The organism is Cryobacterium sp. MP_M3, from assembly GCF_015752155.1.
Classification (GTDB): Bacteria; Actinomycetota; Actinomycetes; order Actinomycetales; family Microbacteriaceae; genus Cryobacterium.
Genome location: NZ_JADOVI010000002.1, coordinates 153,004 through 171,457 on the forward strand (window position 1 = coordinate 153,004; position 18,454 = coordinate 171,457).

Here is an 18,454-nt window from a genome sequence, read left to right on the forward strand (position 1 = left end):
GGGCATGATTAACGAACGTGAGGGAGGCCGTTATGTCGCAGACCGTGGTGTTCGTGGGGGATGGGCTCACCGCCGGGGGACGCTGGAACGAGTGGCTTCCCGAATACGAGGTGCGGAATCTCGGTGTGAGCGGGTATACGACCGAGGAGGTGGTCGCCTCGCTCCCGGAGATCGTCGCAACGGCACCGGATGCCGTCGTGCTCCAGGTGGGCACGAACGACCTGGGTTGGCGGCGCTCGGACGAGTACATCGTGCGCAACCTCGAGACCATCATCGTCGAGCTGCGCAAGCATTTGCCGGCTACCCGGATCCTGGTGGTCTCGGTCCCGCCGCGCGAGCGGGACTACTGCCATCTCCTCCGCTCGATCAACCGCCATCTCCGCCAGTTCGCGCCCACCCAGCACGCCCAGTTCCTCGACCTCTGGCCGTCGATGGCCGAGCCCGATGGCGAGCTCGCGATCGCGTTGACGACGGACCGGCTGCACCTCACCGATGACGGCTACGCGACCTGGGTGGCCGAACTCAAACCGGCGCTCGAGTTCCTGTTCCAGAGGCCGCCGTCGAGCACGGCGATCCCCATCCAGCACGTATAGCCCGGGTGGTCGAGCGCGCGGTGGTCGAGCCTGTCGAGACCCCCGGGCACCGGCTCAGCTGCGGCTGTGGCTGGCCTGCTGCGCGCGGTGGGTGGCGCCGGGCTGCCAGGTGGTGGTGGTTCCGGCCCAGGCGGGTGCTTTGACCTGGGGTTTGCCGCGGATCATGCGGATGAGCCAGCCGGAGGTGTCGATGCTGTGGTGGTGGTACCAGCAGAGGAGCACACCGTTGTCGATGTCGGTCTTTCCGTGTTTCTGCCAGGGGATGACGTGGTGGACTTCGCACCAGTGGGCGGCCACGCTGCAGCCGGGGATGATGCATCCGCCGTCGCGGGCGGCGATGGCCTTGCGTTGCGCGGTGGTGAAGAAGCGTTTCTTGCCGCCGAGGTAGAGCACTTCGCCGTTCTCGCCGAACATGATCTTCTGGTAGCCGCCGGTGCAGAGTTGTTGTTTCACGTTCCGCAGTGACACGGGTGCGTCGACGCCGTCGATCCAGCCGACCCCGGTGCCGGCAGCCAGGTCGGTGGCGTTCACGTGCACCATCACGGTGGGGGCGGCGCCGCCCATGCGCGGGGTGTCGGGGTGGCGGGCGGCGGCGGAGAACACGCCGCGGAGGATGTCGGCGCGTTTCTCCCCGCCGGTGCGGTCGTCACCGCGGGCGGCGGCGCCGTCGGCGCCGGGAACCAGCTCCCCGCCCTGGATCAGGGCTTGTTCTTCTTCGGTCGGGAACGCGGGGGCGGCGTGCGCGGAGAGGTAGGAATCGAAGACGCCGTTGAGGATGCCGCGAAGGTCCGCGGTGACCTGGCCCCGCAGCGGGTACACGCCCCGGGTGAGACGGCCGAAGCTGACCGTGCTGCGGGGCTCGAACAGGGAATCATTGGGGGCGGCCCCGTCGGGGTCGAGGCGGGCCTGCCACTGGCCGGCGAGCCCGCGGACAAGGTCGGCGGGAAACGCGAATCCTTCGCCGGGCAGGCCGCGGGTCTCGTCGGTGCTCGCGCCGGTCGCCGAGGCGACCAGGGCGCGTTCGGCTGTGTGCAGGTCATCGGGGGCGACCCGCGGGCCGACCTGGTCGAGGGCGGTCACGATCGCGTCGGCCGCGTCTACCCCGAGGGCCCCGGAGGTCAGGGCGGCCGCCACGGCCGGGTAGTAGGGCGGGAGCAGCATCGCCCCGCTCATCCGCTCGGTCACGTTGCCGCCGAGCCGGAGCCGGCGGGTGGCCTCCCGGCCCGACACCCGAGTCACCCGGGTGATCAGGTCGACCTGCCCCTGGCAGCCCAGCTTCCACGCCAGCGAGTCATGGCCCAGGCCGTTCCGGGCTCGGGAACCGACCTCCGCCGCCGCTCCGACCCGGGCCGCGTCCACCCTCCGGCCGAGGTCCTCGACCGCGCCGAGCACCGCGACCGCTTCCGTGTCGCTGAGCAACCCGAATGAAATCCCGTCGAGGGCCGCGGCCACGGCCTCCCGCGCCCGCCCGATCAGCCGTGCCGGATCAGACCCTGCCGTATCAAACCCAGCCGGATCGGCAGCCGACTTCGAGCCGGCCAGGCCGAACGCCGACCGATTCGCCGCCCCTTCCGGGGCGGCCTGTGACTGCGGATCCGAGGCTCCTGCCATGCCATCAGTGTACGCCGAATCGAACATAAAGTCGAGACTCTGTCACTGAATTTTAGAAGAGAATCAAGTTTATGTTCGAGTCAGGGCGTCCGCGTGGATGCGGGCGCGCGTCAGGCCGATGCCGCCTTCGCTGGGGCGTCGCCCACGTCGGCCAGCGATTCGGAGAAGCGCACGAGGTAACCGTCCGGGTCCTGGACCAGGAACTGCGACACCCCGGCTGTGGTGTCACCCGTTCGGTACCACTCGGTTTCGGGGGCCAGGAAGAGCGGCCAGTCCGCCGCCGAGAGGCGATGGACCAGGGGTGCTATCGCCGGAACGGCAACCTGGAAGTTCACGCCGCGGCCGAGGGGCCGGTCCAGGGTGCCCGTGACCCAGTCGCGGCCGATCCCGATCTGGTCGAGCATGAGGTGGGCCGTTCCGCAGTGGAGGTAGGCGAATCCCTCCTCCGGCCGGTCGTAGAGAACCTCGAACCCGCAGAGCGTCACCCAGAACCCGAGGCTGGCGGCGAGGTCGCCGACCATCAGTTCCGGCACGAGGCCGGGGAATTCCCTGATGGTTCGTTCCGTCTGGTTGTCCACGCCTCCCAGTATGGTCGCGGCCGGCCCGCGGACCGGCCGCGCCCCGGGGCTCGACGTCGAACCGGTCAGGCCCGGTTGTTGTTGAGCTCGAACACCTTCAGCAGTTCGGCGATCGCGGTCTCGCGCTCCTCGCCGCCGGCCTCGAACATGGCCGTCACGTGGGTCTGCAGGTGATTGTCGACGAGCAGCTTGTTCAGCGAGCCGAGCGACTTCTGGATCGACAGGGACTGGGTGAGGATGTCGATGCAGTACTCCTCGTTCTCGATCATCTTCTCCAGGCCGCGCATCTGGCCCTCGAGGATGCGGGCGCGGTGCAGCGCGCGCTTCTTGATGTCTTCGATCATGGCTTCAGAGTACCGCAGTTCCCGGTACCCCGGTGGGGTACCGGCGGATCGGTCTGGCTGCCCTGAGTAGAGTTGGTGGCATGCGTCGCCTGGTTCGCCTTCTCCTGTCCGGTTCACTGGTGCTCGCGGTTTCGCTCGGGGCTCTCGTGCTGCTCGGGGGGACGGCCTCATCACCGGCCAGCGCCTCGGTGCCTGGCCTGACGAACCCTCGACAGCCGGCGGCTGCCCCCGGCGCTCTCCGCTCCGGCACCGACGATTTCACCTTCGACTCCTGGCACTCCGAGTTCCGGCTCGGCCTCACCGCGGACGGCCACTCCAGCCTCACCACCACCGAGACGATCGTGGCCCGGTTCCCGGACATCGACCAGAACCACGGCATCCGTCGTGCCATCCCCACCCACTACGACGGCCACCCGACCGGCCTCACCCTGGTCAGCGTCACCGACGAGAACGGCACGCCCCGCGCCTCGGAGAGCGAGACCACCAGCGACAACGGGCCCGAGTTCCTCACCTTGACGATCGCGGCCGACGACTTCGTGCACGGCGCGCAGACCTACGTGATCACCTACCGCCAGATCGACGTCACCCTCGTTCCCGACAACGCGAACGACGAGGAGTTCTATTGGGAGGTCAACGGCACAGGCTGGAACCAGCCGTTCGGCGACGTCTCGGCAACGCTGACCGTGGCCGACGCGCTCGTGCCCCGGCTCACCGGCCAGACGGACTGCTACCAGGGCGGCATCGACTCCTCCGCTGCCTGCGCCGGCCTGACCAGTTCGGCCGACGAAAGCCAGGTCACGGCAACCGCCGGAGCCCTCGGCCCGCACGAGGGACTCACCATGGTGGTCGCGTTCGAACCCGGCACCTTCGTGCCCCGGGACTCGTCCTTCACGGCGAACCCGTTCCCGAGCATCGGCCTCGGCGCGGCCCTGATCGGCCTGATCGGGGCGATCATGGCCTCCGTGCAACGGGCCACCCGCTGGCGCAACGCGCCGGGGCGCCCCACCATCATTGCCGAGTACCTGCCGCCGAAGGGCGTCAACCTGCTCCAGGCCGGCGACGTGTCAGCGGCATCCGCCAAGGCCATGGCCGCCCAATTCCTCTCCTTCGCCGTGCGCGGCAACGTGCGGGTGCTCGAGGGTGACGGCAAGAAGCACTACCTGCTCGAGCTGCGGTACTCCCGCGGTCTCGACCCGACCGAGCACGCGGTGCTCGCCAAGCTCTTCCCGGGCCTCGCCCCCGGCACGCTGCGCGACCTGAAAGCGAAGGACACGGGACTGGCGACCGCGCTCCTGGCCGAACAACGCACCAACCGCAAACGGATGCTCATTGACGGCCTCCGGGAACACAAGGGCGGCTCGACCCGCCGCTGGCTCTTGTTCGCGGCCGTGGCCAGCGCCGTGATCGCGATCGTCGCGAGCATCATCGGCCTGGTCGCCGAGATCGGCGGAGGGTGGCCGGCCCTGGTGCTCGTGCTGGGCATCCTCTTCGCCGCGGTCACCATGATCATGGCCGGGAGCGTGCGGCCGCTCACCGCGGCCGGCTCGGAGCTGCGCGACTACCTCAAGGGCGTCAAGCTCTACATCGGCGTGGCCGAAGCCGACCGGCTGCGCGTTCTGCAGAGCCCGGTCGGCGCCCTCCGGTCGCCGTACCGGCCCGAGCCGGCCGAGGTGCTGGCCGACGCCGGGCTCGACGCGACCGGCTTGCCGGCCGGCGCGATGGATCCGAACCGGCCGTTGCAGGTGCTGAAACTCTACGAACGGCTGCTGCCGTACGCCGTATTGTTCGGCCAGGAGAAGGAGTGGTCCGGCGTGCTCGGAGAGTACTACACGCGCAGTGGCACCCAGCCGGACTGGTACGCCGGAAGTGCCGGCTTCAACGCCGGTTACTTCGCGGCGGGCATCAGCTCGTTCGCGAGTTCCACCTCGGCCGCCTGGTCGGGAACGGCGTCCAGCTCGTCCAGCTCGGGCGGGGGAGGCGGCGGTTCCGTCGGCGGGGGCGGCGGCGGCGGCGGGGGAGGGGGCGTCTGATGGGCACTCCTGTTGCTCCCACCTTCACCCGGTCCGCGCTCGCACCGGGCCTGCTCGGCGCCATGGCGCTGCTCGGCGGCCTCGCCCTGCTCGATTCGCCCGGCTACATCGTCATCCGCTACGCCGTGAGCATCCTGGCGTTGATCATCTGCGTCTTCGCCTGGCAGGCACGGTCCTGGTGGTGGCTGCTCCTGCTCGGCCCGATCGCCGTGCTGTGGAACCCGGTCTTCGTGATCGCGCTGCACGGGCAGGGCTGGGTGTCCGCCCAATTCGCGGCCGCGCTGGTCTTCATCGTCGTCGGCGTGCTCACCAAAGTACCGGTGCAGCGGGCCGGTGGCGCGGGCGTAGACTGAATCAGCGCCTTGAAAGCCCGGCCACCGTCTTGACCGTGCCGCTCCCCGAAAAACGTGAGCTGCACGAATATGGTTGACGCGGTGTTCGATTCAGGGTTCGGCGTATCGATCGCACCGGCGTCCACGGATGCCGCACCACGACGAGCGCGGCTCCGTCTGCCGTGCTGCTGTGAAGTTGGAGAAGAATGGCATACACCCGCCAGCAGGCCGCAGGTTCGAACAACCGTGCCGCGGCCGGAGGCCGCGCCAGGCAGCGGCCCCGTTCCCGTGACGACGACGCGCCCATCATCCCCATCCTCGCCCGCAAGGTGCGCGAAGTGGAAGCGAAGGCGCAGACTGGTGGCAAGCTCGGCCCGACCAACCGCACCAAGTACCAGGTCATCGCCCTGCTCATGCGCGAGGAGCGCGCCAGGGTCAAGGCTGACAAGGAACTCACGGACGCGAACCGGGCGGAGCTGCTCAAACGCCTCGACGGCATCGCCCAGATCCTCGCGAAGACGGCCGCCCGCGACACCAGCCTGATCACCCTGCTCGAACCCGACGCCGGTGTCTCCACCGTCGCGCAGCGGTTCCGCCGTGACTGGCTGCTCGAATCCGGGGCCGAGCTCAGCCCCGACGAGCTCATCATCACCCGCGAACCGGAGGCCAAGCCCGAGGTCGCCGAGAACCAGGTCGTCCCGCAGTCGGTCAAGGCACGTCAGCTCGCGAACCCGTTCCTCGCGCCCGACTTCAGCGCGGCCCAGGCCCGCCCCGTCGTCTCCGCCCGCCGGCTCGCGAACTGGGACCTGATCGGCCCGTTGTTCAAGTCCTTCGAGTACGGGTCCGGCGGCCAGGCCGCCAGCATGGACCTGCCGGAAGCACCCAAGGTTGACCGGCTGTCGCCTCCCGGGATGGAGCTGATGCGTCACCAGGCCCGGTTCGTGGAGAGCGCGCGTCTCGGCCACCGCAGCTACCTGCTCGCCGACGAGCCCGGGCTCGGGAAGACGGCGCAGAGCCTGCTCGCGGCATCCGTCGCCGGCGCCTACCCGCTTCTGGCCATCGTGCCCAACGTGGTCAAGATGAACTGGGTTCGCGAAGTCGAAATGTGGACCCCGCACCGCAGGGCCACCGTCATCCACGGCGACGGCCAGACCCTCGACGCGTTCGCCGACGTCGTCATCGTCAACTACGACGTGCTCGACCGGCACCGCACCTGGCTCGGAACGCTCGGCTTCAAGGGCATGGTCGTCGACGAGGCCCACTTCATCAAGAACCTGCAGTCCCAGCGGTCCAAGCATGTGCTGGCCCTGGCCGAGCAGATCCGCCGCCGCACCCCGGGCGGGAACCCGCTCCTGATGGCGCTGACCGGAACGCCGCTGATCAACGACGTCGACGACTTCCGCGCGATCTGGCAGTTCCTCGGCTGGATCGACGGCGACAAGCCCACCCCGAAGCTCATGCAGCGGCTCGAAGCGACCGGGCTGACCCCCGCCGACCCCGGCTTCTACGCCGAGGCTCGCGCCGCCGTGATCGACATGGGCATCGTGCGCCGCCGCAAGATCGACGTCGCCGCCGACCTGCCGGCCAAGCGGATCGCCGACCTCCCGGTCGAACTCGACGACGACCTGGGCCGGTCCATCCGCCAGGCCGAGCGCGAACTCGCCGCCCGCCTGGTCACCCGGTACAACGGCCTCGTCGCCGCCCGGCACCCGGGCGAGAAGCACCCCGTGCTCACCGAGGAGCAGCGTGCCGCATTCATCCGCGCCGTCGCTCACGCCGAACTCGAGGAATCGAAGGGCCAGACCACGGGGGAGAACGTCTTCACCATGGTGCGCAAGATCGGCCAGGCCAAGGCCGGCCTCGCCGCGGACTACACCGTGCAGCTCGCGCACTCGGTGGGCAAGGTCGTGTTCTTCGCCAAGCACATCGACGTGATGGATGCCGCCGAGGACATCTTCGCCAAGCGCGGCCTGCGCTCCGTCTCACTGCGCGGCGACCAGACGGCCCTGGCCCGCCAGGCCGCGATCGACTCGTTCAACAACGACCCGGGCGTCGCCGTCGTGGTCTGCTCGCTCTCCGCGGCCGGCGTCGGCGTCAACCTGCAGGCCGCGTCGAACGTCGTGCTCGCCGAGCTCAGCTGGACCGCCGCCGAACAGACGCAGGCCATCGACCGGGTGCACCGGATCGGCCAGGACGAACCCGTCACCGCGTGGCGGATCATCGCCGCCCACACCATCGACGCTCGCATCGCCGAATTGATCGGCAGCAAGCAGGGCCTCGCGGCCCGCGCGCTCGACGGGGCAGAGGACGAGATCTCGTCCGCCGACTCCGTTCAGGCCAGCGCATTGATCTATCTGCTCACCCAGGCACTTGACGGGGAGCTGTAGGAGCGCCCCTCACCGGCGTTGATTTGAATCCGGGCCCATTACGGGACCATCATTAGTAGGCGGTGAAGGCGCCGACATGGTTAATCGTGCATGAAGGAGCTGTCACAAAATGAAAATTGGTATCCTCACCAGCGGTGGAGACTGCCCAGGACTGAACGCCGTTATTCGCGGTTCCGTCCTTAAAGGCGTTCGCGTTCTCGATGCCGAATTCGTCGGCATTCGGAACGGCTGGAAAGGCCTTGTAGAGGGCGACTTTATGACCCTGGACCGGCACAGCGTGCGCGGTCTTTCCCGCCAGGGAGGCACGATCCTCGGCAGTTCGCGCACGAACCCGTTCGAGGGCGATCGCGGCGGCCCCGTTAACATCCAGAAGACGATGGACGCAGAGGGCATCGACGCGATCATCGCGATCGGCGGCGAGGGCACCCTCACCGCGGCACGCCGTCTGACGGATGCCGGGATCAAGATCGTCGGCGTCCCCAAGACGATCGACAACGACCTCGAGGCGACCGACTATTCGTTCGGTTTCAACACCGCCGTCGAAATCGCCACCGAGGCCATCGACCGCCTCCGCACCACCGCGGACTCGCACGGCCGCTGCATGATCGTCGAGGTCATGGGCCGCCACGTGGGCTGGATCGCCCTGCACGCCGGCATGGCCGGTGGAGCCCACGCCATCCTCACCCCTGAGCAGCCGCAGACGATCGACCAGATCTGCGCCTGGGTGCTGCACGTTCGCGACCGCGGCCGCGCACCCGTGCTCGTCGTGTCGGAGGGCTTCAAGCTCGCCGGCATGGATGAGGCCCTCTCCACCAAGGGCCTCGACGCGTTCAACCGCCCCCGCCTCGGCGGCATCAGCGAGATGATCGCCCCCATGATCGAGGAGCGCACGGGCATCGAGACCCGCGCGACCGTGCTCGGGCATACCCAGCGCGGCGGTGCCCCGTCGGCCTACGACCGGGTGCTCGCCACCCGCCTCGGAATGGCAGCCGTCGACGCCGTCTACGCCGGCCAGTGGGGCTCCATGGTTTCGCTGCGCGGCACCGACATCGAGATCGTCAGCATCGCCGACGCCACCATCGGCCTGAAGACCGTCCCGCAGGCCCGCTACGACGAGGCCGCCGTTCTCTTCGGCTAAACCCGTCAGGACCGGCACCGAGGGGTCCCGAACCGTTCTTCCCGCATCGCGGGAGTCCGGTTCGGGACCCTTCGCCGGTTCTGCCTCGGTTCCGTCGTCGGTTCCCGTTGGTTCCCGGCTCGGGCTCAGGCCAGTTTGGCCTGCACCTGCGCGAGCGACGGGTTCGTTGCCGCCGACCCGTCGGGGAAGAGCACGGTCGGGACAGTGCGGTTGCCGCCGTTGAGGCTCATCACGAGCTCTGACGTGCCGTCGACCTCTTCGACGTTCACCTCGGTGTAGCCGATGCCGACCCGGTCGAGTTGGGACTTCAGGCGCGAGCAATAGCCGCACCAGGTCGTCGTGAACATGGTGATGGTTCCGGATGCGGGCACGAAGTTCATCCCCGAAGCCTAACAAGGCCCGGCCCGGGCAATGCTGGGGCCCCCGTCGCAGCCCGCCGGCGCCGGTACCATGGGGCAATGGCCCTTCCCCAGGTGTGCGCCTGTTACCTCACCCGGCGGAGCCCTGACGGGGCTCTCCAGGTGTTGCTCGGCCGCAAGAAGAAAGGCCTGGGCCTCGGTAACATCGTCGGCCTCGGCGGCAAGCTCGAGCCGGGGGAGACCCCCGTGCAGGCGGCGGTGCGCGAAATCGAGGAGGAGTCCGGCCTGTCCGTCGCGGAGGCCGATCTCTCGCCCCTCGGTGTGCTGACCTACCTGTTCCCGCACCGGGAGTCTTGGAGCCAGGAGTCCACCGTCTTCGTCTGCGCCCGGTGGGAGGGGATTCCACGCGAGTCCGACGAGCTGGATCCCGAGTGGTTCGACGTGGCGTCCCTGCCCGTTGACGAGATGTGGGACGACGCCAGGCACTGGCTGCCAGGGGTGCTGTCCGGGATCCCGGTGCGGGCCACCTTCACCTTCGGCGAGGACCTCGCATCCGTGGTCGCGCGGAGCTGAATTGACCTGCCTGCCTCAGGCTGTCAGGATCAGTGGAGAAGCTTGATCGCACGGCCTCCGCGGGGAAGCGAACGGATTCGGCACTCCAACTTCAACACAGTCAAGAGAGATGCCGGTGGATTTCACCCTGATCGTTGTGCTGGTCATCGCACTGGCCCTGGTTTTCGACTTCACCAACGGGTTCCACGACACCGCGAATGCGATGGCAACCCCGATCGCGACCGGCGCCATGCGCCCCAAGGTCGCCGTCGGCCTGGCCGCCGTGCTCAACCTCGTCGGCGCGTTCCTCTCCACCGAGGTGGCGAAGACGGTGTCGGGCGGAATCATCCGTGAAGGCGACGGCGGGGTGCAGATCACCCCGGAGATCATCTTCGCGGGACTGATCGGCGCCATCGTCTGGAACCTGATCACCTGGCTGCGCGGCCTGCCGTCCAGTTCCAGCCACGCCCTGTTCGGCGGACTGATCGGCGCGGCGATCATCGGGATCGGCTTCCAGTCGGTCGACTACAACGTGGTCGTGGCCAAGGTGATCCTGCCCGCGCTGATCGCGCCGCTCACCGTGGGAGTGGTCGCGTTCATCGCCACCCGGCTCGCCTACTTCATCACCCGGCGTGACGCCGGCCGCGCGGACGGCCGGGGCGGTTTCCGCTACGCCCAGATATTCTCCTCCTCGCTCGTCGCCCTCTCCCACGGCACCAACGACGCGCAGAAGACGATGGGCGTGATCACGCTCACCCTGATCGCCGGCGGCGTGCAGTCGGTCGGCAGCGGCCCCCAGCTATGGGTCATCGTCGTCTGCGCCCTGGCCATCGCCATCGGCACCTACACCGGTGGCTGGCGGATCATCCACACCATGGGCCGGGGCCTGACCGACGTCAAGCCGGCCCAGGGCTTCGCGGCGGAGACCAGCACCGCGGCGACCATCCTCGCCTCCAGTCACCTCGGCTTCGCCCTCTCCACCACCCAGGTGGCCTCCGGTTCGGTGATCGGTTCCGGCCTCGGCCGTCGCGGCGCCACCGTGCGCTGGGGGATGGCCGGCCAGATCGCGCTCGGCTGGGTGCTCACCCTGCCGGCCTCCGCCATCATGGGTGCTTTCGCCGCCGGCTTCGCCCTGCTCGGGCCGGTCGGCATCGTGATCGACCTGCTCCTCGGCTCGCTCGTCGTCGTGCTGTTGTTCCGCCGCGCCCAGCGCAGCCGCATCTCGCACGACAACCTGCACGACATCGATGACGCCGGCCGCGTCGTCAAGATCCGCAAGACACCGCGCAAGATCGCGCGCCGGGACCGGAAGAAGGTCGCGCTGTGATCGACTGGGCAGCATTCGTCGTCGTCGCCGGGGCGTCGCTCCTCGGCTCCGTTGTGGTGGTGAGCCTGTACTCCCTCGGCCTCCGGCTGCTGACCAGCGCCGGCCGCGCCCTCGTCGTCGACCCGCAGTCGTTCACCGGGGCGATCACCATCCTCACCCCGAAGCGGGCGGCCAAGGAAGCCAAGCGGGCCCGGAAGACGGCATCCGCCAACCCGCTCACCGTGGGCCAGAAGCGGCTCGCCCTCGTCGGCGCCTACGCCTGTTTCGTGCTCTGCGTCGGAGCGGTGCTCTACGGCGTCTACCTGATCGTCCCGGCCCTGCACCGCTAGCCCGTTCCGTTCCGTTCCGAATTCAGGAGTTGGGCCCGGAACAGTGCGACGGATGCCCGCCTGGGCCGGGCATCCGGGCTGTTCTCCTGAATTCGGCACAGGTCCGGCCTGGGTTGTCGGAGGTCTCGCCTCCCGGTCGCCTCGCCTCCCGGTCGTCCCAACCGTCAGCCAGTTCTGTTCCGAATTCAGGAGTTGGGCCCGGAACAGTGCGACGGATGTCTGCCACGGCCGGGCATCCGGGCTGTTCTCCTGAATTCGGAACACGCTCTGCCGGGGGTGCCGGCAGGGCGAGGGCGGGGGTCAGCGGTCGGTGCCGCGCAGGCGGCCGACCCAGCTCATCAGGTGGTAGATCACGATCGCGGCGATCGTGCCGAGCGCGATCCCGTTGAAGCTGAGCGACCCGATGGTGAAGGTGTAGTCGGCGATGCCGATGATCAGCGCCGTCGCGGCGGTGAACTGGTTGACCGGCCGGCTGAAGTCCACCTTGTTGTCGAGCCAGATCTTCACGCCGATGATGCCGATCAGGCCGTAGAGCGCGGTGGTGACCCCGCCGAGCACGCCGGCCGGGATCGTGTTGATCACGGCGCCGATCTTGGGGGAGAGGCCCAGCAGGATCGCGACGATGCCGGCCACCCAGTACGCGGCGGTGGAGTAGATCCGGGTGGCTGCCATCACGCCGATGTTCTCGCCGTAGGTGGTGGTCCCCGACCCGCCGCTGAACCCGGCGAGCATGGTGGCCAGCCCGTCGGCCATCAGGGCGCGACCGGTGTACCGGTTCACCTTCGCATCCGTCATCTGGGCGACGCCCTTGATGTGGCCGACGTTCTCGGCGACCAGCACCAGCACGACCGGCAGGAACGCCGGCAGCAGGCCGAACACGGCGGGGTTCTCGAACGGGTTCGCGGGACCGGTGAACTGGGGCAGGCCGAACCAGGGCGCGGCGGCCACCTTGCCGAAGTCGACCTCGCCGAACGACACGGCGGCCAGGTATCCGATGACGACGCCGATGAAGATCGAGAGCCGGCCGAGGATGCCCCTGAACAGCACGGTGGAGAGGATGACGGCGGCGAGCGTGATGATCGCGGTCAGCGGGGCCGCGGCGAAATTGCTCTTCGCGACCGGGGCCAGGTTGAACCCGATCAGGGCCACGATCGCGCCCGACACGACGGGCGGCATCAGGGTGTCGATCCAGCCGGTCCCGGTGAGCTGCACGACCAGGCCGATGACGGCCAGCAGGAATCCGACCACGACGATGCCGAACAGGGCGCTGCCCATCCCGGCCGTGGCCGTCGCGGCGGTGATCGGGGCGATGAACGCGAACGATGAGCCGAGGTAGCTGGGCAGTTTGTTACGCGTGATCAGGAGGAACAGCAGGGTGCCGATGCCGGAGAAGAGCAGGGTCGTGCTCGGCGGGAAGCCCGTGAGCAGGGGCACGAGGAAGGTGGCCCCGAACATGGCCACCACGTGCTGGGCGCCGATCCCGATGGTCAGCGGCCAGTTCAGGCGCTCGCCCGGGCCGACCACATCCTGGGCTCCGACCGTCTTTCCGTCGCCGTGCAGGGTCCAGGGCAGTGCCATGTGTGTCTCGTTTCTTGTCTGACGTCTCCTGCGATCGTAGTGAAGAATTAGGATCGGACGGTGACCCGACCCGTGCAGACCACCCGCGAAGACACGCTCGACATCCCGATTTCGACCGGCACGGTGCGGGGGATCCGGGAGCGCGGCGTGCGCGCCTGGCGGGGCATCCCGTACGCGGCGGCGCCGGTGGGGGCGCTCCGTTTCCGGGCTCCGCAGCCTGCCCCGGCCTGGCCGGGGGTGCGCGACGCCCAGCGCTGGGGGCCGGTCGCGCCGCAGAGCCACCGCGGCCAGTTCATCGGCGCGCACCCGAGGATCCCGCAGGGCGAGGACTGCCTCAACCTCAACGTGATCGCCCCCGATGCCCCCGTCGACCCGGGCAACCTCCGGCCGGTGATGGTCTTCATCCACGGCGGCGCCTACAGCGTGGGGTCCTCCCGCGAGGTGCCCCGGCAGGGCGAGGGTCTGGTGCGGCGCGGCGGGGTGCTCTATGTCAGCCTGAACTACCGTCTGGGCGCCCTCGGCTACCTCGACTTCAGCCGTTACGGCAGCGCCGAGCGCCCGTTCGAGAGCAATCTGGGCCTGCGCGACCAGGTTGCGGCCCTGCAGTGGGTGCGGGAGAACATCCGCCGGTTCGGCGGCGACCCGGATGCCGTCACCCTGTTCGGCGAGTCGGCCGGCGGGAACGCGGTGACGACCCTGATGACCGTGCCGAGTGCCGCCGGGTTGTTCCAGCGCGCGATCGCGCAGAGCGCCCCGCCGAACGCCGTCTACCTGCCGGAGCAGTCCGGGGAGTGGGCCCGCGACTTCGTCGAGATCCTCCGGCGCGCCACCGGGCAGGGCACGGGCGGCGCGGCCGAGGGACCGGCCGCCGATGCGGCCTCGCTGCTCCTCGCCGTCGACCCGGCCGTGCTCGCGGCGGCGACCACCGAGCTCACCCTGCTCGCCCCGGACCGGTACCCCGGCACCATCCCGCTCTCGCCGGTGATCGACGGCACGTTCCTTCCCGAGCGGCCGCTGGACGCATTCAAGGGCGGACGTGCCCACCGGATCCCCCTGATCATCGGCACGAACGCGCGGGAGGGCTCGCTGTTCAACGGCCGGATCGACATCCTGGCGACCACGCCGAAACGGATCAGGGCGATCTTCGTCAACACCAAGAAGAAGGCCCGCCGGGCGCTCAAGGCGCAGTACCCGGGCATCCCCGCGCTGCGGCCGGCGCTCGACTTCGGCGGCGACTTCTCGTTCTGGTATCCGAGCGTGAAGGTGGGGGAGCGGCACTCCCGCTATGCGCCGGTCTACTTCTACCGCTTCGACGCGGCGCCCCGGCTGGTGCGGCTGCTCGGCCTCGACGCCACCCACGGCCTGGAGCTCTTCCCCCTGTTCGACCGGCTCGACGGCTGGTTCGGCCGGTCGATGACCGCGCTCGGCGGCCGCCGGGCGTTCGCGGCGATCGGCGCGCGGATGCAACGCTGGTGGCTCGCCTTCGCCGCCACGGGGGAACCGGATGCGGCGTGGCCGCCCTACGACGAGGCCCGCCGCCGCACGCTCATCATCGACGCCGTCGACCGGGTCGAATCCGATCCGCTCGGCGACCGCCGGGTCGCCTGGGGCAAGTTCGTGCCCCACGTCTGACCCCCGCACGAGGGCTGCGTCGGGCGGGCGCTCCGGCGGGCCGTAAACTAGGGAACTGAAAATACGCTGAGTCGGACACCAGGAGCACACCATTTCTGCAACAGAGACCCACACCATGGCCGAGCCCACCCCGAAGCCGGGCGCGAAGGCCAGGCTTGACCGCTACTTCGAGATCACGGGACGCGGTTCCACCTGGGGCCGGGAGATCCGCGGCGGACTGGTCACCTTCGTCACGATGGCGTACATCGTCATCCTGAACCCGCTCATCCTCGGTGGTTTCAGCGCCGACCAGGCGTCGGTCGACGTTGTCGGCGGCTGGCTGCCCAACGCGCAGGTCGCGGCCGTCACGGCCCTGACCGCCGGCGTCATGACGATCCTCTTCGGCGTGATCGCCCGGCTGCCGTTCGGTTTCGCCGCCGGCCTCGGCATCAATTCGTTCCTCGCGGTCAGCGTCGTCGGCCAGGTCACCTGGCCGGAGGCGATGGGCCTCGTGCTGATCAACGGCCTGATCATCGTGCTGCTCGCCTCCACCGGGCTGCGGGAACTCATCTTCAACGCGGTCCCGCGCCAGCTCAAGATCGCCATCACCGTGGGCATCGGCCTGTTCATCGCCTTCATCGGCCTGGTCGACTCCGGCTTCGTGCGCTCCAGCGGCACGGCATCCCCGCCGGTGCAGCTCGGCGACAACGGCTCGATCGTCAGCCTGCCGACGACCGTGTTCGTGATCGGCCTGATCATCCTCGGCATCCTCGTCGCGCGCAAGGTCAAGGCCGCGCTGCTGATCGGCATCCTCGGCACCACGATCATCGCCGTCATCCTCGAGGCCATCTTCAAGGTCGGCCCGTCGCTCGGCCAGAACCCCGACGGCTGGAACCTCAACGCGCCCGTGCTGCCGACCACCGTCGTCGCCCTGCCCGACCTGAGCCTGATCGGCCAGGTCAGCTTCGGCGCCTTCGACCGGATCGGCGTGCTCGCCGCGATGATGCTGGTCTTCACCCTCGTCTTCACCAACTTCTTCGACGCGATGGGCACCATGACCGGCCTGGCCAACGAGGCGGGGCTCGCCGACGAGAAGGGCAACTTCCCCCGGCTCAAGTCCGCGCTGATCGTCGAGGGCGTCGGCGCCGTCATGGGCGGGGCCACCTCCGGGTCCTCGAACACCGTGTTCATCGAATCCGGCGCCGGCATCGGCGAGGGAGCCCGCACCGGCCTGGCCAACGTCGTCACCGGCGCCCTGTTCCTGGCCGCGATGTTCTTCACGCCGCTCACCCAGATCGTGCCGCTCGAGGTGGCCGCGGCCGCCCTCGTGATCGTCGGCGCGATGATGGTGTCGCAGATCCGTTTCATCGACTTCTCCGAGTTCTCGATCGTCTTCCCGGTGTTCCTCACGATCATCGTCATGCCGCTCACCTACTCGATCGCCAACGGCATCGGCGCCGGCTTCGTCAGCTGGGTGCTGGTGCGGTCGTTCTCGGGCAAGGCGAAGGAGATCAGCCCGCTGCTCTGGATCGTCGCGGCCGGGTTCCTGGTCTACTTCGTGCGCGGACCGATCCAGGCGCTGCTCGGCGCCTGATCGCCGGGAGCCCCCGGGTCGATTCGGGGGCTAACCCCATGGTCGGTGTTCCGGGGCGCCCGTAACGTGATGGGGAGAGCCGCAGCTGCGGCTCTCCCAACCAGAAGGAGCATCACCCATGTCAACCATCGCCCCGGACCAGGCGCCGGTGTCATTCCCCCAGCCGGCACCGACCGGCCCCCAGGCCACCGCCCCGAGCAGCCCCCTCGCCGTGTCGAGCCTCGTGCTCGGACTGGTCTCGATCCTGGCCGGCTGGACGTTCCTGGCCCCGCTCGCCGGGCTGATCACCGGCATCCTCGCCCTCGGCCGGGAACCGCAGGCGCGCACGATGGCGCTGTGGGGCATCGCTCTCAACGCGGTGATGCTCGCCGGCGCCGTCATCGTCGTGCTGCTGGCCCTGGGCTTCGGCCTCGCACTGCTGCCGTTCGCCTTCGTCTTCTAGGACCCGCCGGGCGCCCGGCCGAGGCTCATTCCAGGAAGCCGCGCAGGAGCAGGGCCGTGCCGGCCAGATGCTCGGTCATCGCCTGCGCGGCCGCATCCGCCCGGCCGGTCAGGATCGCCGTGACGATCTGCTCGTGCTGCAGATCCGAGTGGGCGATGTTCGGCCCGAGCGACGGGATGTTGTCGAGCAGCTCGTTCACCCGCATCCGCACCTCCGCCAGCAGCGGCAGGAGAGACGCCGACCCGGCCAGTTCGCCGATGGTCAGGTGCAGCCGGGAGTCCAGCCGGCGGTAGTCCTCGCCGGCGGCGCCGATCGAGTCGCTCAGGCTGTTCCAGAGCACCTCGCGTTCGCCCGGCGTCAGGGCGCGGCCGGCCGCGTGCCGGGCCGCGCCGACCTCGAGGATCTCCCGCAAAGCCAGGATGTCCTCGATCTCCGCCGCGCCGATCTCGCGCCGGGCCACCAGCTCGCCGCCGGGGTCGACCCCCGGGGTCTGCGCCGGCAGCTCGTCGCTGACGAAGGTCCCGCCGTAGCGGCCGCGCCGCGAGACGAGGTAGCCGGCCTCCGCGAGAGAGGCGATCGCGTCTCGCAGGGTGTCCCGGCTCACCGCCAGCATGGCGGACAACTCCCGCTCGGCCGGCAGCCGCTCACCCGGGCCGATCAGGCCCAGCCGCACGGTCTGGAGCAGCCGTTGCACGGTCTCCTCGAACGCGTTGCCGCTGTGCACGGGGCGCAGCAGCAGCCCGCTGTCCAGGCCTGGCTGGTCGTCGATCATGGTGTCGTCCCTGCTTCGTGCGTGTTCCCCGGTCACCCGGGCCTTCAGTCCACCACGTTCCGGCTCAGACCGGCGTCACGTAGGCCGAGCTGATGCCCCCGTCGACCAGGAAGGTGGAGCCGGTGATGAAGGACGAGTCGTCGCTGGCCAGGAACGCGACGGCGGCCGCGAGCTCCTCCGGTTCGGCGAAACGCCCGACCGGGATGTGCACGAGCCGCCGGGCCGCACGCTCCGGGTCCTTCGCGAACAGCTCCTGCAGCAGCGGGGTGTTCACCGGCCCCGGGCAGAGCGCGTTCACCCGGATGCCCCGGCGGGCGAACTGCACGCCCAGTTCCCGGCTCATCGCGAGCACGCCGCCCTTCGACGCGGTGTAGGAGATCTGGCTCGTCGCCGAGCCGAGCACGGCCACGAACGAGGCCGTGTTGATGATCGACCCGCTGCCCTGCTTGACCATGTAACGGAGCGCGGCCCGGCAGCAGAGGTAGACCGACTTGAGGTTGACGTCCTGCACCTTCTGCCAGGCCGGGAGCTCGGTCGTCTCGATCGAGTCGTCGTCGGGCGGGGAGATCCCCGCGTTGTTGAAGGCCACGTCGACGGACCCGTAGGTGAGGTAGGCGGTGTCGAAGAGAGCGTTGACCTCGTCCTCATCCGTCACGTCGACTCGCACGAACAGGCCGTCGACGAGTTCGGCCGCGGCGAGCCCCGCCTTCTCGTCGAGGTCGCCGATGACGACGGTGGCACCCTCCGCGGCGAACCGCCGCGCGGTGGCCAGGCCGATGCCGCTGGCGCCGCCGGTGACGACGGCCACCTTGCCGGCGAGCCGCCTGGTGAGGTCGATGGGGGTGATGCTGCTCATGGGATGCTCCTTCGATGGGCG

18 protein-coding genes are annotated in these 18,454 nt (G+C 69.4%); 11 read left to right on the top strand and 7 right to left on the bottom strand.

Going from position 1 to position 18,454, the window contains the following annotated elements; all coding sequences use genetic code 11:
• The first annotated feature begins 32 nt into the window (after positions 1-32).
• Complete coding sequence (locus IWX89_RS03850) at positions 33-593, top strand: GDSL-type esterase/lipase family protein (RefSeq protein ID WP_196902261.1); 561 nt, start codon at positions 33-35, stop codon at positions 591-593.
• A 54-nt stretch (positions 594-647) separates the two neighbouring features.
• Here IWX89_RS03850 and IWX89_RS03855 read toward each other — a convergent pair whose 3' ends face one another.
• From IWX89_RS03855 to IWX89_RS03865, 3 genes are all read right to left on the bottom strand, one after another.
• Positions 648-2,204: an HNH endonuclease signature motif containing protein gene (locus IWX89_RS03855; RefSeq protein WP_196902262.1), complete on the bottom strand. Its 1,557-nt coding sequence runs from the start codon at positions 2,202-2,204 to the stop codon at positions 648-650.
• A 110-nt stretch (positions 2,205-2,314) separates the two neighbouring features.
• Complete coding sequence (locus IWX89_RS03860) at positions 2,315-2,782, bottom strand: VOC family protein (protein WP_196902263.1); 468 nt, start codon at positions 2,780-2,782, stop codon at positions 2,315-2,317.
• Positions 2,783-2,847: 65 nt separating this feature from the next.
• Positions 2,848-3,126 carry a metal-sensitive transcriptional regulator gene (locus IWX89_RS03865; RefSeq protein WP_196902264.1) on the bottom strand — a complete coding sequence of 93 codons (279 nt, stop codon included), beginning with the start codon at positions 3,124-3,126 and terminating at the stop codon, positions 2,848-2,850.
• Positions 3,127-3,206: 80 nt separating this feature from the next.
• On the opposite strand from IWX89_RS03865, the gene IWX89_RS03870 reads away from it, so the two are divergent.
• The 4 genes from IWX89_RS03870 to IWX89_RS03885 all read left to right on the top strand — a co-directional run bounded on the left by IWX89_RS03870 (position 3,207) and on the right by IWX89_RS03885 (position 9,013).
• Positions 3,207-5,156, top strand: a complete 1,950-nt coding sequence (locus IWX89_RS03870; RefSeq protein WP_196902265.1) for a DUF2207 domain-containing protein — start codon at positions 3,207-3,209, stop codon at positions 5,154-5,156.
• Positions 5,156-5,509: a DUF6804 family protein gene (locus IWX89_RS03875; RefSeq protein ID WP_231382866.1), complete on the top strand. Its 354-nt coding sequence runs from the start codon at positions 5,156-5,158 to the stop codon at positions 5,507-5,509. Before IWX89_RS03870 ends, IWX89_RS03875 begins: the two co-directional genes overlap by 1 nt.
• A 185-nt stretch (positions 5,510-5,694) precedes the next feature.
• Positions 5,695-7,875, top strand: a complete 2,181-nt coding sequence (locus IWX89_RS03880) for a DEAD/DEAH box helicase (RefSeq protein WP_196902266.1) — start codon at positions 5,695-5,697, stop codon at positions 7,873-7,875.
• A gap of 109 nt (positions 7,876-7,984) precedes the next feature.
• Complete coding sequence (locus IWX89_RS03885; RefSeq protein ID WP_196902267.1) at positions 7,985-9,013, top strand: 6-phosphofructokinase; 1,029 nt, start codon at positions 7,985-7,987, stop codon at positions 9,011-9,013.
• A 125-nt stretch (positions 9,014-9,138) separates the two neighbouring features.
• On the opposite strand, the gene IWX89_RS03890 is transcribed toward IWX89_RS03885, so the two are convergent.
• Positions 9,139-9,393 carry a mycoredoxin gene (locus tag IWX89_RS03890; RefSeq protein ID WP_134510281.1) on the bottom strand — a complete coding sequence of 85 codons (255 nt, stop codon included), beginning with the start codon at positions 9,391-9,393 and terminating at the stop codon, positions 9,139-9,141.
• Positions 9,394-9,471: 78 nt separating this feature from the next.
• Between IWX89_RS03890 and IWX89_RS03895 the strand changes: the two genes are divergently transcribed.
• From IWX89_RS03895 to IWX89_RS03905, 3 genes are all read left to right on the top strand, one after another.
• Complete coding sequence (locus IWX89_RS03895; protein ID WP_196902268.1) at positions 9,472-9,945, top strand: 8-oxo-dGTP diphosphatase; 474 nt, start codon at positions 9,472-9,474, stop codon at positions 9,943-9,945.
• A gap of 115 nt (positions 9,946-10,060) precedes the next feature.
• Positions 10,061-11,251: an inorganic phosphate transporter gene (locus tag IWX89_RS03900; RefSeq protein WP_196902269.1), complete on the top strand. Its 1,191-nt coding sequence runs from the start codon at positions 10,061-10,063 to the stop codon at positions 11,249-11,251.
• Positions 11,248-11,580: a peptidase gene (locus IWX89_RS03905; protein WP_196902270.1), complete on the top strand. Its 333-nt coding sequence runs from the start codon at positions 11,248-11,250 to the stop codon at positions 11,578-11,580. Before IWX89_RS03900 ends, IWX89_RS03905 begins: the two co-directional genes overlap by 4 nt.
• Before the next feature lie 300 nt (positions 11,581-11,880).
• Here the strand turns inward: IWX89_RS03905 and IWX89_RS03910 are convergent, their stop codons facing one another.
• Positions 11,881-13,158, bottom strand: a complete 1,278-nt coding sequence (locus IWX89_RS03910; protein ID WP_196902271.1) for a uracil-xanthine permease family protein — start codon at positions 13,156-13,158, stop codon at positions 11,881-11,883.
• Positions 13,159-13,218: 60 nt separating this feature from the next.
• On the opposite strand from IWX89_RS03910, the gene IWX89_RS03915 reads away from it, so the two are divergent.
• The 3 genes from IWX89_RS03915 to IWX89_RS03925 all read left to right on the top strand — a co-directional run bounded on the left by IWX89_RS03915 (position 13,219) and on the right by IWX89_RS03925 (position 16,805).
• Positions 13,219-14,790, top strand: a complete 1,572-nt coding sequence (locus IWX89_RS03915; protein WP_196902272.1) for a carboxylesterase/lipase family protein — start codon at positions 13,219-13,221, stop codon at positions 14,788-14,790.
• Positions 14,791-14,905: 115 nt separating this feature from the next.
• Positions 14,906-16,363, top strand: coding sequence for an NCS2 family permease (locus IWX89_RS03920; RefSeq protein WP_196902273.1), 1,458 nt, complete (start codon positions 14,906-14,908; stop codon positions 16,361-16,363).
• 118 nt (positions 16,364-16,481) lie between these two features.
• Positions 16,482-16,805, top strand: coding sequence for a DUF4190 domain-containing protein (locus tag IWX89_RS03925; RefSeq protein ID WP_231382868.1), 324 nt, complete (start codon positions 16,482-16,484; stop codon positions 16,803-16,805).
• Positions 16,806-16,830: 25 nt separating this feature from the next.
• On the opposite strand, the gene IWX89_RS03930 is transcribed toward IWX89_RS03925, so the two are convergent.
• Positions 16,831-17,577, bottom strand: a complete 747-nt coding sequence (locus IWX89_RS03930; RefSeq protein WP_196902274.1) for a FadR/GntR family transcriptional regulator — start codon at positions 17,575-17,577, stop codon at positions 16,831-16,833.
• A gap of 64 nt (positions 17,578-17,641) precedes the next feature.
• Positions 17,642-18,433 (bottom strand): 3-oxoacyl-ACP reductase, encoded by a 792-nt coding sequence (locus IWX89_RS03935; protein WP_196902275.1) that lies wholly within the window; start codon positions 18,431-18,433, stop codon positions 17,642-17,644.
• Positions 18,434-18,454 lie beyond the last annotated feature (21 nt).

Excerpts from the sequence above, each read along its gene's own strand:
- IWX89_RS03875 (WP_231382866.1), top strand. The coding sequence starts at position 5,156 with ATGGGCACTCCTGTTGCTCCCACCTTCACCCGGTCCGCGCTCGCACCG.
- IWX89_RS03865 (WP_196902264.1), bottom strand. The coding sequence starts at position 3,126 with ATGATCGAAGACATCAAGAAGCGCGCGCTGCACCGCGCCCGCATCCTC.
- IWX89_RS03880 (WP_196902266.1), top strand. The coding sequence starts at position 5,695 with ATGGCATACACCCGCCAGCAGGCCGCAGGTTCGAACAACCGTGCCGCG.
- IWX89_RS03885 (WP_196902267.1), top strand. The coding sequence starts at position 7,985 with ATGAAAATTGGTATCCTCACCAGCGGTGGAGACTGCCCAGGACTGAAC.
- IWX89_RS03930 (WP_196902274.1), bottom strand. The coding sequence starts at position 17,577 with ATGATCGACGACCAGCCAGGCCTGGACAGCGGGCTGCTGCTGCGCCCC.
- IWX89_RS03925 (WP_231382868.1), top strand. The coding sequence starts at position 16,482 with ATGTCAACCATCGCCCCGGACCAGGCGCCGGTGTCATTCCCCCAGCCG.
- IWX89_RS03910 (WP_196902271.1), bottom strand. The coding sequence starts at position 13,158 with ATGGCACTGCCCTGGACCCTGCACGGCGACGGAAAGACGGTCGGAGCC.
- IWX89_RS03920 (WP_196902273.1), top strand. The coding sequence starts at position 14,906 with ATGGCCGAGCCCACCCCGAAGCCGGGCGCGAAGGCCAGGCTTGACCGC.
- IWX89_RS03895 (WP_196902268.1), top strand. The coding sequence starts at position 9,472 with ATGGCCCTTCCCCAGGTGTGCGCCTGTTACCTCACCCGGCGGAGCCCT.
- IWX89_RS03855 (WP_196902262.1), bottom strand. The coding sequence starts at position 2,204 with ATGGCAGGAGCCTCGGATCCGCAGTCACAGGCCGCCCCGGAAGGGGCG.
- IWX89_RS03870 (WP_196902265.1), top strand. The coding sequence starts at position 3,207 with ATGCGTCGCCTGGTTCGCCTTCTCCTGTCCGGTTCACTGGTGCTCGCG.
- IWX89_RS03890 (WP_134510281.1), bottom strand. The coding sequence starts at position 9,393 with ATGAACTTCGTGCCCGCATCCGGAACCATCACCATGTTCACGACGACC.
- IWX89_RS03850 (WP_196902261.1), top strand. The coding sequence starts at position 33 with ATGTCGCAGACCGTGGTGTTCGTGGGGGATGGGCTCACCGCCGGGGGA.
- IWX89_RS03935 (WP_196902275.1), bottom strand. The coding sequence starts at position 18,433 with ATGAGCAGCATCACCCCCATCGACCTCACCAGGCGGCTCGCCGGCAAG.